Origin of the sequence: Rhizobium sp. CG5 (genome assembly GCF_023701945.1) — a bacterium.
GTDB lineage: Bacteria > Pseudomonadota > Alphaproteobacteria > Rhizobiales > Rhizobiaceae > Allorhizobium.
The window spans coordinates 46,166-59,405 of record NZ_JABAEF010000004.1 but is presented as its reverse complement, the minus strand read 5'-3'; the positions used below and the strand labels follow the sequence as shown (position 1 = coordinate 59,405).

Genomic DNA, 13,240 nt, shown 5'->3' with positions numbered 1-13,240 from the left:
TGGAACAGCGCTTTCCAGATGGCGGATTTGTCACCATTGTGCCGGGGGTGCATGGCTCACGTCAGGCATGACAGATGCCGGCGTTATGATCCATGTCGCCGTCATCAAGCCGCTCTCAAGGGCCGGAAACTTAAGGGGCACGTCAAACTCGGCAGGTCAGGCGAGCAGGCACGACGGACACGTCGACAAACAACCTATAGCACAGCTGACGGGTAAACCCTTCATCCTAAAATGCCAGGTTTGATCAACGGGCCCGTTTGCTCTCGTGTCTTCCGGCCGCGCATGTTTGGCCGCTTGCTCGCACACGTTCTTTGTGGAACCATGGTGTTCAAAACAAACCGGGGATCTAAAATGTTGGAAACGCTCGTCTCTCAACTCATGGATCCATTCCGCATCGGCCTCATCCTGTTCTTGCTGCTGACAGCGTTGCGGACACGCCCAACAATGGGACTGGCAATGCCTCTGGGTCTTGGCGTTGTGTTCGTGGCGATCCTGTTGCCGCTGACAACGGCGGCAAATGCCGCAACCGGCAACGAAGCCCGCCTCGTTGCGATTGCCTGCGGTCTTGTCTCGAACGCGATTATACTCGCCTGCTTCGTTTCTGTCTGGGCGATTTGGACAAAAGCCCGTCAGAAGCCATGACCGGCTCGCACACGATGCGGCCCGACAAGTGCATGATCGTCAGCATTGTGAAGATTGTCCCGTGTTCTTTCGAGGAACGTTCCGCTCGGCTCTAGGCCTGGCAGCGGCACCACCTGTACGAACGGGGTGGTGGAAGTCTCCGGCAACAGCCTCTCTGCGGCCGAAGGGCTCCGAGGCGGCCGTAAAGGCCCCATGGCGCAGACCCGGACGAGTCTCAATTCTTGGCAGGCACGAAGTTAAAAAATACAGGCCGGCCCGAAGGCCGGCCTGCTTTTGTTTGGTCTTACTTCGCGTCGTCGGCGAAGATGTCTTTCTTGTGCGTATTGCCCGGCACGAAGATCGCGCCGATCACGACGGTCGCCGCGGCAATGATGATCGGGTACCAGAGACCGCCATAGACGTTGCCGGTCTGAGCCGAGATGGCAAAGGCGGTTGCGGGCATCAGTCCACCGAACCAGCCGTTGCCGATGTGGTAGGGCAGCGACAGGCCGGAGTAGCGGATACGGGTCGGGAACAGTTCGACCAGCATGGCGGCGATCGGGCCGTAGACCATCGTCACGAGCAGGATCAGATAGGTCAGGATCAGGATGACCGTGATTTTCTGGCCGGTGAAGATATCGAAGAAGTTGGCGGCTTTGGCCACGGTGGTGTTCGCTGCTGCCGACAGCGGATAACCGGCTGCGGTCAATGCGTCGTTTACACTCTTGTTGAAGGCTGCCGTGGTGTTCTTGAGATCGTCGCCGGTCAGGGCAGCGGAGTCGTAGGACGGGATGACCGTATCGCCGACCTTGATCTGAGCCACTGTCGCTGCCGGGTCTTCGACGGTGGCATAATTCACCGACGTCCGGGCAAGCGTCGCTTTTGCGATGTCGCAGGACGAGGTGAACTTTGCCGTTCCGGTCGGGTTGAACTGGAACGAGCAGTCATCCGGCGACGCGGTGACGGTAACCGGGGTCTGGTGCGCCGCATAAAGGGCCGGGTTCGCCGTCTGGGTAAGCAGCGGGAAGACGATATTATAGGTCAGCGCTGCGATCAGGCAACCGGCGAGAATGACCGGTTTGCGGCCGATACGGTCCGAAAGCGCTCCGAAGAACAGGAAGCCGCCGGTGCCGAGGATCAGCGACCATGCCACCAGAACGTTGGCGGTGAAGCTGTCGATCTTGATGACGTTCTGCATGAAGAACAGGGCATAGAACTGCCCCGAATACCAGACGACGGCCTGGCCGGCGACGAGGCCGAACAACGCGATCAGGGCGATCTTGCCATTCTTCCAGGTCCCGAAAGCTTCACGCAGCGGAGCCTTGGAAGCAGCACCCTCTTCCTTCATCTTCTTGAAGGCAGGCGATTCGTTCATCTGCAAGCGGATGTAGAGCGAAACGAGCAGCAAGCCGATCGAGGCAAGGAACGGAACGCGCCAGCCCCACAGATCGAAGGCCTTGATCATCTTCTCCGTGCCGTCGGGGTTCATGACCACCGCGCCGGCCGCGTCGAGAACCGCCGTCGGCGCCCAATTGGCATTGACGTAGCCTTGCACCGACAGGATCACGACCAGCGACAAAAGCAGGCCAAGGGTCGCCGTGGTCTGGATGAAGGCGGTAAAGTAGCCGCGTTGGTTGGCTGGAGCGTGTTCGGCCACATAAACCGCCGCGCCGCCATATTCGCCGCCGAGGGCCAGACCCTGCAGCATGCGCAATCCAATCAGGATGATCGGCGCCGCAGCGCCCCAACTGCTGTAGGACGGAAGCAGACCGACGAGGAATGTTGACAGACCCATGATGAGAATGGTCATCAGGAAGGTATATTTGCGACCGACGATGTCACCCAGCGCACCAAAGACCAGCGCGCCGAACGGGCGCACGATGAAACCCGCCGCAAAGGCCAGCAGCGCAAACACGTTGCGGGTGGCTTCGGGAAAGGCGGTAAAAAACTGTGCGCCGATGATAGCGGCAAGCGAACCGTAGAGATAAAAGTCGTACCATTCGAAGATAGTTCCGGCGGACGAGGCCATGATGACCTTCCGCTCCTCTCCCGTCATCGGGCGCGAACGATCCGTCGCGTCTACCCCTGCTACTGCCATTGATTCCTCCTCCTTGTTCGCTGACCTTGCGATCCCATTGTGCCATTGACGGTTAAACCGCTCCCCAAAGGCACATTTCCTCCACGTAGACGGGGCAGACTAGCCTGAGCGCACAAGGTGCCAAGCCCACGATTGGTCGTAAGACGAAAGTCTTATGCAACCGAGCAGGTGTTTTCGAAGCCTTCAAGGGAAGTTGTACAGTTGGTTTTGCGTGCTCTGGATGAACTCAGAGCGCCGTCATGGGCGGGTACTCAAAACCGAGATCACAGGCGAAAAATCGATACATGATATCGCGCTTTGGGGTGCCAAAGCCCTTGCATTCGGCCGCTTACCTGAGACAGCGCCTCGAAGCTCAGCCGATAGCCGCAAGAAATCCCGCCGCCGTACATTTGCGGCGGCGAGTTAGAACTCGATCCAAGGAATATGTTTGCAGTCTGAACTCACACCAATGACGGAGACGCTTTGCCTGCCCAAAGCCACGGGCAGGTGAGGCGTCCGCCAGTGATTAAAGAACGCTGACGTTTTCGGCCTTCGACTTGCCGGTCTTGCGGTCCTGGCCGATTTCGAAGCTGACCTTGTCACCTTCTCTGAGCGAGCCGCCCCGCTGCAAGGAAGACACGTGAACGAAGACATCCGTTCCGCCGTTTTCCGGCGTAATGAAGCCAAATCCCTTGTCGTCGTTGAAAAATTTCACAGTACCGGTGGGCATGATAGTTCCTCTTAAATCCCCGGAGCCGTCTGGCCCCGCGACAAACTTCTTATAGCGCGATTGCTTTCTCATCAACCTCCAACACAGCGATAAAGGCTAAATGGTGGAGTTGAGGGCTCCCGCAAGCCCCTTCGTGCTTTACTTCACCCTTTCTTTCCCTAACGACCGTCGAAATACTTGGTTCCGGACACAGGAGTTCATCCGTGTTCGCCGCTTTTGGTTGGGATGCAGATGCATTGCATGCCAAGCCAGATTACGTCTCTCCATCCGACGTGCCGGCCAGGTCAAGGGCATCCAGAATGGCTGCCTGGACAGACTTATCCTGCGCAGCCACAGCCGCCGTCAGTTGCAACAAATGCCGGCGAGTTTGGTATAGCTGATCGACCAAAGAGAGTACGGTCGGCAGCGTGTCTTTATCGATCTCCAGTTCATAGTGCAGCGTGCAGATCAGGCGGATGCGGGCGCATTCCCTCTCCGAAAAGACGATCACACCGCCATCGTGATGCGGCACGATCAGCGCTTCTGTGATCCACACATCGAGATCGCTGCGCTGAAGCGCGTCTATTTGCTCCACAATATCCTCGACCCGCATCATTTCAGCATCTCCGCGCGCGGCGCGTCCGGCGTTCTTGGTTGCCAAGTCTCCAGAAACGCAGCCAGCTCCGGCTCCTCGCCCTGCGGAAGAACAACTTTCAACGTGACGAGTTGGTGCCCGCGCTGACCCGTTTTCCGGTTGAGAACACCCTTGTCACGAAGTCGCAGCGTCTGGCCGGTGTTAGCGCCTCTCGGGATCGTCATCGTGACCGGGCCGCCAATGGTGGGGACCTCGATCCGCCCGCCCAGTACGGCCTCCCTGACCGTGACTGGCAACTCGCAGTGAATATTGTCGTCCTTGCGATGGAAGAATGGGTGCGGCTCGATATGCAGCTCGACAAAGGCGTCCCCCGCAGGCCCACCGCCAAAACCGGGCAGTCCCTGCCCCTTCAGCCGCAGCATCTGCCTGTCGTCCGCGCCCTGCGGAATCTTGACCTGGAGCGTCTTGCCCTCAGGAAGCGTAATGGTACGCGTCGCACCGGTGGCAGCGTCCAGGAAGTCAACCGGCAACACATAGGTCACATCCTGCCCGGGCGCACGGAACGTGTCTTTCGTCCGTCTCGTTCCGCCTTTGAAGGCACGCGACAGAAAGTCTTCAAGATCCTCATTGCTGGCAAATCCATCCTGCGCTGCATGAGAGGTGTTGGACGGCCCATCGGCAAAATCGCGATAGAATCGCTGTTGTTTGCGTTCCACGCCGCTGGCATCAATTTCGCCTGCATCGAACCGCCGCCGCTTCTCCTTGTCCTTGAGGAAATCGTATGCGTTGGAAAGGGCCTTGAATGTCTCTTCGGCGGTCTTGTCGTCTGGATGCAGATCAGGATGGGTTTTTCGCGCCAGCTTTTTGAAAGCGTCCTTGATTTCCTTGTCGGTGGCGGAACGGGCAACGCCGAGAGTTTCGTAAGGGTCGTTCATGCAGCAATCTCACCTCAATCTCGCCTGATCTCACAATTTGATGGCTTCAGTCGGATCAGTTCTGAATTCGTCGTGGAATGGGGCCGACTTCGCCATGGAGGCACTTGTAGGAATGGGCCCAGCCAGAATGGACAATGAAGGCAGCCTGGATGGATTGTCCTATATGAACAAGCTCACACCCCGCAACAAACGTGCGACGACGCCCGTGCGGGGCGCCTAAGCGGGAGATCTCGCCACCTGGCGAGGCAACGAATGCACCGCGTTTGCGGGCTAGCGGTATCTTTTCCAAAAGCAGACCGATCTTCAGAACAAGCCAACACCTAGCATGAAAATTCGGACGGCAATTGATATTGATCAACACAGCTTAGCCGATAGTCTGGAAAGTTGCCCCTGCGCCGCTCAGGCGATGGACCAGGAAGGGCTAGCTTGAAATGTCTGATCACGACACCCATTCCGGAATAGCCGCGCTTAGCATTTGCGAGGCCCTGCTGCCGACGCCGAACGATGTTCGGGTCCTTCCGGAACGCAAGATCGTTGGCATTCTCCAACACGCGGCCGCCTCTCGTGCAAATGCAAGAGGTGCAAACGGAGGCCGAAGTTGAAATGCACACAGCCTTCGTGAAGCCGATCAATAACATCATCGCTGATGGAAATTCGGTCCGTAGGCCGTGAACCTGGCTTCATGGTTTCGGGCGATCGTGTTCAGCCGCCCAGCGTCTCAAGTCGTGGTGGTCCCCGACGCTTGGACAGGGTCGGATTGTTCACACCAGCCCTGACCTTTGAAGATAGGCAGGGCCACCAATTGGCGCAGACAGTACGCAGTTCGTAAAGGATCACAATCATGACAATGCAACGAGTAAAGATGGCTGCGGCGGTGCTGCTAATCCTCGCGGCCGGCGCCGGTGGCGGCTGGTATTGGTGGCAGAGCCAGCAAGACACGGTCCCGGAAGGTCTCGCATCCGGGAACGGACGCATTGAATCGGACCAGGTCGACATCGCCGCAAAGTCCGCCGGACGCGTTCGGGACGTGCTGGTGCAGGAGGGCGACCTCGTCGCGGCAGGACAAGTCGTCGCCCACATTGACAGTGCAGAATTGCAGGCCGAACGCGCCAAATATGCCGCTGATGTGCTTTCCGAAGAGGTCTCGATGCTGGAGGCGCAAGCCACCGTTTCCCAACGGCAGGCAGAATTGATCCTCAAGGAAGCAAATCTTCGTCGGGCGCTCACACTTTCCGGCACCGGTTCCATCAGCGAGGAATCACGCGACGAGGCACTCAGCGAACGCGACTCCGCGAGTTCCGTCCTTGAGGCTGCCAAAAAGAATGTCGAGGCCCGCGAGCAGTCGGTTGTGGCTGCGAAAGCATTGGTTGACCAGATCGATGCCCAGATTGCCGACAACACGCTGGTTGCACCTGTGAGGGGTCGGGTCCTCTACCGCCTTGCCAACCCCGGAGAAGTTGTCTCGGCCGGCGGCAAGGTCCTGACGCTTGTCAATCTGGGAGAGATTTACATGGAGATCTATCTTCCATCCGAGCAGGCCATGGGAGTGGCGCTCGGATCACAGGCGCGTATCGTCTTTGACGGCGCGGATTTCGCAGTGCCGGCCAAAGTCAGCTTCGTATCTCCGGAAGCACAGTTCACGCCCAAGCAGATCGAAACGCGCAGTGAACGGGACAAATTGATGTTCCGGGTCAAGCTGCGTATGCCGACGTCCCTCGTCGACAGTCATATTGAGCAGATTAAAACCGGTGCTCGCGGTGTCGGCTACGTGCGCTACGGCTCTAGCCAGCCTGACTGGCCTGCTTCCCTCCAAAAGCGAATCCCAGGCGACCCTCTTGATGCCGAGGATTGACCCATGGAGCATTCTGTAGCCACAGTTTCCAGCCTCACGCACATGTATGGCAAGACCACGGCTCTGGACGCGGTCTCGCTCACGCTGCCGCTGGGCCGGATGACGGGGATCATCGGTCCTGACGGCGCCGGAAAGTCGACGCTTCTGGGGCTCATCGCCGGTTCGCGAAAACTGCAGTCGGGATCCGTCGAGGTTTTGGATGGCAATATGGCAGATGGGCGGCATCGCCGCTCCGTCTGCACCAAGATCGCCTATATGCCGCAGGGACTGGGCAAGAACCTCTACCAGGAGATCAGCGTCAGGGAGAACCTGGTCTTCTTCGGGACTTTGTTCGGTCTGTCGGCGTCGGAACGTGACGCACGCATTCGCCGACTTGCCGGCTCGACGGGGCTCCTCCCCTTTCTTGACCGGCCCGCCGGAAAATTGTCCGGCGGCATGAAGCAGAAGCTCGGGCTGTGCTGCGCCCTCATTCACGATCCGGATCTACTCATTCTCGATGAGCCGACCACAGGTGTCGATCCGCTGTCACGCCGACAGTTCTGGAATCTTATCCGTGACCTGAGGCGCGAGCGTCCGACCATGAGCGTGGTCGTTTCCACAGCCTATATGGACGAAGCAGCCCATTGTGACTGGCTGATCGCAATGGATGGCGCCAAGGTGCTCGCCACAGGTTCGGCGGACGAGTTACGCGCCGCGACCGGCGAGCAGGATCTGGAAGCTGTTTTTGTTGCTCTCCAACCTGGCCAAACGGGAAAGCGCGAGCGCTTCGTCATTCCGCCGCGCGAAAAGAGTGCAGAGGCACCGGTAATCGTCGCCAACAATCTGACATGCCGTTTCGGCAACTTTACCGCCGTCGACAACGTGAGCTTTTCCATCGAACGGGGCGAAATCTTCGGTTTCCTCGGCTCGAACGGCAGCGGCAAGACGACGACCATGAAGATGCTGACCGGACTTTTGTCACCCAGCGAAGGAGACGCCAAGGTTTGTGGAAGTCCGGTCGACGCCAATGACCTGTCGATGCGCCGGCGCGTCGGTTTCATGTCCCAATCCTTCTCGCTCTATGGAGAGATAACCGTACGGCAAAACCTCCTCCTTCATGCCCGCCTGTTCAACATGAGCGAGGCGGACGCCAAGGCCCGCACCACGGAACTCGTGACGAAACTCGGCCTTGAGGCCTATGCCGACGCCGTGGCCAATTCGCTTCCGCTCGGGGTGAGGCAACGCCTCTCGTTGGCCGTCGCCATCGTGCATGACCCCGAGCTTCTCATTCTTGACGAGCCGACCTCCGGTGTCGATCCGCAGGCACGCGACGAATTCTGGGCTCTGCTCGGCGAACTCTCCCGCTCCCGCAATGTCACGATATTCGTCTCCACCCATTTCATGAACGAGGCAATGCGCTGCGATCGCATCTCGTTGATGCATGCCGGCCGCGTCCTTGTCTGCGACACGCCTGGCAATGTCATAGCCTCCAAGCATGCGGCAGATCTTGAGGAAGCGTTTGTCACCTACATCGAAGAGGCCGAAGGCTCCCAACCGCAGGCTCCCTCGCCTGAAGAGCCGGTCGCACCTGATGCCAATCAGGACGTGAAGCCGTCCCGGCCAGGCTTCATGCCGCTGCGACGCGTGCTGGCTTATTCGCAGTGCGAGACGCTATCGCTGATGCGCGATCCTGTGCGGTTGGCCTTTGCCTTTCTCGGATCGTTCATCATGCTGATGATCTTCGGCTTCGGCCTGTCGAGTGATGTGACCGAACTGAACTACGCAGTCTTCGATCAGGACAACACACCGGAAAGCCGGTCCTATCTCGCGAACTTCTCGAGCTCTCCCTACTTCATCGAGAAGTCGCCCATCAGCAATCTCGATGAGATGGAACAGCGCCTGAAGTCAAACGACATCGAACTTGCCATCGAGATCCCCCCCGACTTCGGCCGGATGGTACAGCGTGATTCGAGCTGGCAGATATCGGCCTGGATCGATGGCTCCAACACCTCCCGCGCCGCCACGATCGAAGGCTATGTCGAGAAGGCGCACAACCTGTTTTCTGAGCAACGCGATCGGGAGGCCAGCAGCCCGGCCACATCCAGCGCAACGACAAGCCTTCTGGTGCGCAATCGCTACAATCCGACATCTGAGAGCATCTATTCCATGGGGCCGTCCATTCCTGCCCTGCTGCTGATGATGTTCCTGGCGATCCTGATGGCCGTCAGCGTCGCCCGGGAAAAGGAAATCGGTACCATCACCAATTTCTACGCAACGCCGACGACGCGGCTGGAATTCCTTGTCGGCAAACAGCTGCCTTATCTCGGCATTGGCATGATCAATTTTCTCATTATGACCGCGACCGTCGTCTTCATATTTCAGGTGCCGCTCAAGGGCGACGGCTTAACTCTGGCGGTTGGAGCACTGTTCTACGCAGCTGCCGCGACCGGCTATGGGCTTTTCATTTCGAGCTTCACCTCCAGCCAGGTGGCAGCGGTCTTTGCCGGAGCGGTCCTGTCGATGCTTCCCACCATGCAGTTCTCTGGCATGTCGCAGCCCATATCGACACTTGAGGGCGGCGCGCGCCTCATGGGATCATTCTGGCCGACAACCTACTACATGCAGATCAGCGTCGGTGCGTTCACAAAGGGGCTTGGTTTCGGGGACTTGGCATACGATCTGTTGGCGCTTGCGGCTTTTAGCCCGGTCTTCCTGGTTCTGTCGATGCTACTCCTCAAAAAGCAGGAAAAGTAACATGCGAAGCCTTTCCAACATATTCTGGCTCGGCGCCAAGGACCTCCGCACGCTTTCGAAGGATCTGACGATGATCCTGTTCATCCTCTATTCCTTCGGCCTCAGCATTTATATGCAAGCCGTGGGAGGCGGCGAGACGGTGAATAATGCCTCCATCGCGATTGTCGACGAGGACCAGTCCAGGCTCTCCCGTTCGATCGCGGGAGCGTTCTACCCACCCTATTTCCAGGCGGTAAAAACCATCAGTGCTGCCGATATCGACCGCTCGATGGACGAAGGGCTTTACACCTTCGTCGTTGTCATCCCTCCCCACTTCGAAAAAGATACAAGGATGGGACGCGACACGGAGGTCCAGGTCAATGCAGATGCTACTGCGGTCCAGCAGGCGTCGCTCGGCTCCAGCTACATCCAAAACATCGTGACGGATGCGGTCAAGTGGTATCTCCAGGAGGCGGAACAGAACACGGGCCTTTCGTCCGACCTGGTCATACGCCGCGCCTTCAACCCCAACGGGACCCAGTCCTGGTTCCGGGCAATCGTGGGTCTTGCCGATCAGCTGTCGATGCTGGTCATCATCCTGACAGGTGCTGCCCTGCTGCGCGAGCGTGAGCATGGCACCATCGAGCATCTCATGGTGATGCCACTCACTGCGTTCGAGATCGCTCTGGCCAAAGTGTGGTCGAACGGCGTGGTCATTATCTTCGCCTTTATTTGCTCTCTGCTGTTTGTCGTCGAAGGAATGCTCGATGTTCCCATTGCCGGCTCGCGGGGGCTTCTGCTGCTCGGCACCGTCATCTATGTATTCGCCGCCGCGGCGATCGGCATTTTTCTCGGCACACTGGCTAGAACCATGGCCCAGTTCGCGCTGTTGATGATGATGACGATCATGCCGATGATGATGCTGTCAGGTGGCATGTCGCCTGTGGAGAGCCAGCCGCAGTGGGTTCAGTATTTCACGTGGTTCCTCCCGTCACGCCACTATGTGAGCTTCATGCAAGCGATCGTCTATCGCGGCGCTGACTTCAGCATTGTCTGGAAAGAGTTTTTGACTGTGCTGGTGATGGGAGTGACGTTTCTCGGTGCAAGTTTGATTTTGTTCCGGAGATCCGTTGCAACGCTGAAATGATCGGCTTCGAGACGAGGCCACGCTTGGGTCTGGCAGCTATGCGTTCGACCTGACCATGCATTACGACTGGGTCTGGATGATTTCGACCGGGCTTGCGGCCGGGGCCTTCGCCAGAACCAGTCATTTGAGACGTTTTCGCGAGTATCCCGATTTGGTCTGCTTTCTGCGGCCGTATAAACGACCGGTCCGAAATCAGGATCTGCTCGACAGAAGCGTCCGTTTGATAGCAGTGGGCGGGCGTTTGTAGACTTCCTGAAAGACCGCATTGAAGCGTCTGAGACTCCCGAATCCGGATTGCAGCGCGATGTCTGTTATCGGCAGGTTCGTTTCGGTCAGCAAGCGCTTTGCCCGTTGCACGCGAGCCGTCTTGGCGACCTGGATCGGGCTTGCCCCGAGATGCTTCTGAAACAGCCGGGATAAATGGCGTGCACCGATGCCGACGCGCTCCGCCAGAGTTTCCACTGTCGCACCGCGCTTATCAAGCGCGCCTTCCTCTCTTATGAGTCTGACTGCCTTTTCGACGATCGTTACGCTTCCCTTCCAGGCCGGACAAAAAGGGGCGGATTCGGGCCGGCAACGCAGGCAGGGGCGATAGCCGGCCAGTTCGGCCGCCGCTGCGCTCGGCAGAAACTCGACATTGCGGCGATAGGGAAGGCGCACCGGGCAGACGCAGCGGCAATAGACGCCCGTTGTTCGCACGCCGATGAAGAACCGACCGTCGAAAGCGGGATCACGCGCAAGCCAAGCCTGCTCGCATATGGAAACATCCAAACTCATGACGTCACCTTACAGCAGCGCCCGCCCTCGCAGAAGGACGGAGTCCGAATCCGGCGAGCAACCGGCACGGGGTCGGATAATCCTGCAGCATCGCGTCAAGGCAGGATCACACCATGCAAAAAACTCAAACCATTGGCCTTATCGATTGGGCTCTTCTTCTCATTCTATCCGTTCTATGGGGCGGCTCTTTCTTCTTCTCCAAGGTCGCCCTTTCAGAACTGCCGCCGTTTACGATCGTTCTCGCGCGGGTCGCGATTGCGGCGATCGCGCTGTTCATCTATCTGCGAGCAACTCGACAAGCCATTCCAACAGCGACCGGGACATGGGTCGCATTTCTCGGTATGGGGCTGTTGAACAATCTGATCCCGTTCAGCCTGCTTTTCTGGGGGCAAACGCAGATAGCAAGCGGCCTTGCCTCGATTCTCAACGCGACAACACCAATCTTCTCGATCGTCGTGGCACATGTCCTCACGACCGACGAACGGATAACACCGAACAAGGTCGCCGGCATTGTCCTGGGCTTTGCAGGTGTCGCAGTTCTCATGGCAGGCAATGCCCTCTCCTCGCAGGCGCTTCCTTACCTCGCCCTGCTCGCCTGCCTGGCCGCAGCTCTGTCATACGGGTTCGCGGGCGTTTTTGGCCGGCGGTTTCGGCGCATGGGGATTGCGCCGGCGACCAGCGCGTTTGGCCAGACGGCAGCAACAACGATCATGATGCTGCCGATTGTCGCGTTCGTCGATGCACCGTGGCATCTGGCGATGCCGAGTGGCATGACCATAGCTGCCCTCCTCGGATTGGGCCTGCTTTCAACCGCGCTGGCCTATATCATCTTCTTCCACATCCTCGCCGTAGGCGGCGCGATCAACAGCTCTCTCGTGACCTTATTGATCCCCGTGAGCGCCATCCTTCTTGGAGACTTTGTTCTGGGGGAGATACTGGCAATCAACCATTTTGCGGGCATGGCCCTGATTTCTCTGGGTCTGCTGTCGATCGACGGGCGGATTTTCCGATGGCTCCGCAGAAATGGAGCAAGTTGAGCTGTCCATGAACGGCGTGCGCTGGCTGTTTATGGATGCTTGATGCTGACAGGTGACGGCTGCCGGCTATCCCGAGTTGGTATCTTTCACGGCTTGATGAATGAGTCTTCGGCGAAAAGACGATGGCGGGCGTTTGTAGACGGCTTGGAAGGCATCGTTGAACCGGCGGACACTGCCGAAACCGGCCGTGAAAGCAATTTCGGCCAGCGACATGTCCGTTGCATCTATCAAGCGCTTTGCTGTCTGCACCCGTTTGGTCGCCGCGACTTCGCTTGGGCTCGCTCCCGCATGGCGCATGAACAGGCGTGACAGATGGCGCGGCCCGACGCCGAGTGCGGTCGCAAGATCGGCCACCGACCTTTGATCCAGGAAACCGTCCTCAATCATGCGCATTCCTCGCGCCACGGTCGTGGCCGTTCCCCTCCAGGCCGGTGATCCCGGCGCTGTTTCCGGCCTGCAGCGAAAACAGGGGCGAAATCCCGCTCGCTCTGCGGCGGCGGCAGTTGCGTAGAAGGTAACATTCTCTGACCGTGCTGGTCGCACCGGGCAGACCGGGCGGCAATAAATTCGTGTCGAGCGAACGCCGGAGAAAAACAAGCCGTCGAAGGCCGGATCGCGCGCCAGTCGCGCACGGTCGCATGTCGCCCAGTCAAGGTGTGGCGGCAAAGTCTGCACATGGGGTGAAACCTTCGTCATGTCAGCAGTTTATCTCTGCCGCCTTTTGCTGAGTAGCTGAAATCGGACATGACCGGGCGATGAGGTCCGATTCCGGCGAGCA

The 13,240-nt window shown here is 58.5% G+C and carries 11 protein-coding genes; 5 read left to right on the top strand and 6 right to left on the bottom strand.

The genetic code is table 11. The features are described 5' to 3' along the window. Nucleotides 1-351 precede the first annotated feature (351 nt). A complete protein-coding gene (locus HGO38_RS08285) occupies nucleotides 352-642 on the top strand; it encodes a hypothetical protein (protein ID WP_250955423.1) in 291 nt (96 codons plus the stop codon). A 283-nt stretch (nucleotides 643-925) separates the two neighbouring features. Here the strand turns inward: HGO38_RS08285 and HGO38_RS08280 are convergent, their stop codons facing one another. The 4 genes from HGO38_RS08280 to HGO38_RS08265 form a co-directional block, all read right to left on the bottom strand. Further along, nucleotides 926-2,719: an MFS transporter gene (locus tag HGO38_RS08280; RefSeq protein WP_250955422.1), complete on the bottom strand. Its 1,794-nt coding sequence runs from the start codon at nucleotides 2,717-2,719 to the stop codon at nucleotides 926-928. A gap of 505 nt (nucleotides 2,720-3,224) precedes the next feature. Continuing rightward, nucleotides 3,225-3,428 carry a cold-shock protein gene (locus HGO38_RS08275; RefSeq protein WP_250955421.1) on the bottom strand — a complete coding sequence of 68 codons (204 nt, stop codon included), beginning with the start codon at nucleotides 3,426-3,428 and terminating at the stop codon, nucleotides 3,225-3,227. Between the two features lie 253 nt (nucleotides 3,429-3,681). Continuing rightward, entirely contained in the window at nucleotides 3,682-4,023 is a 342-nt protein-coding gene (locus HGO38_RS08270) for a hypothetical protein (protein ID WP_250955420.1), read from the bottom strand. Continuing rightward, entirely contained in the window at nucleotides 4,020-4,937 is a 918-nt protein-coding gene (locus HGO38_RS08265; RefSeq protein ID WP_250955419.1) for a DnaJ C-terminal domain-containing protein, read from the bottom strand. Before HGO38_RS08265 ends, HGO38_RS08270 begins: the two co-directional genes overlap by 4 nt. 841 nt (nucleotides 4,938-5,778) lie before the next feature. On the opposite strand from HGO38_RS08265, the gene HGO38_RS08260 reads away from it, so the two are divergent. From HGO38_RS08260 to HGO38_RS08250, 3 genes are read left to right on the top strand one after another with little or no spacing between them, the layout of a single operon-like run. Further along, nucleotides 5,779-6,789, top strand: a complete 1,011-nt coding sequence (locus tag HGO38_RS08260; protein WP_250955418.1) for an HlyD family secretion protein — start codon at nucleotides 5,779-5,781, stop codon at nucleotides 6,787-6,789. A gap of 3 nt (nucleotides 6,790-6,792) precedes the next feature. Beyond that, complete coding sequence (gene rbbA / locus HGO38_RS08255) at nucleotides 6,793-9,522, top strand: ribosome-associated ATPase/putative transporter RbbA (protein ID WP_250955417.1); 2,730 nt, start codon at nucleotides 6,793-6,795, stop codon at nucleotides 9,520-9,522. Nucleotide 9,523: 1 nt separating this feature from the next. Beyond that, nucleotides 9,524-10,648 (top strand): ABC transporter permease, encoded by a 1,125-nt coding sequence (locus HGO38_RS08250; protein WP_250955416.1) that lies wholly within the window; start codon nucleotides 9,524-9,526, stop codon nucleotides 10,646-10,648. A gap of 192 nt (nucleotides 10,649-10,840) precedes the next feature. Here the strand turns inward: HGO38_RS08250 and HGO38_RS08245 are convergent, their stop codons facing one another. Then, nucleotides 10,841-11,425, bottom strand: a complete 585-nt coding sequence (locus tag HGO38_RS08245) for a bifunctional transcriptional activator/DNA repair enzyme AdaA (protein WP_250955415.1) — start codon at nucleotides 11,423-11,425, stop codon at nucleotides 10,841-10,843. A 113-nt stretch (nucleotides 11,426-11,538) separates the two neighbouring features. Here HGO38_RS08245 and HGO38_RS08240 point away from each other — a divergent pair, with 113 nt between their 5' ends. Continuing rightward, nucleotides 11,539-12,462, top strand: a complete 924-nt coding sequence (locus tag HGO38_RS08240; protein WP_250955414.1) for a DMT family transporter — start codon at nucleotides 11,539-11,541, stop codon at nucleotides 12,460-12,462. A 66-nt stretch (nucleotides 12,463-12,528) separates the two neighbouring features. Here HGO38_RS08240 and HGO38_RS08235 read toward each other — a convergent pair whose 3' ends face one another. After that, nucleotides 12,529-13,158 (bottom strand): bifunctional transcriptional activator/DNA repair enzyme AdaA, encoded by a 630-nt coding sequence (locus HGO38_RS08235; RefSeq protein ID WP_250955413.1) that lies wholly within the window; start codon nucleotides 13,156-13,158, stop codon nucleotides 12,529-12,531. Nucleotides 13,159-13,240: the final 82 nt, after the last annotated feature.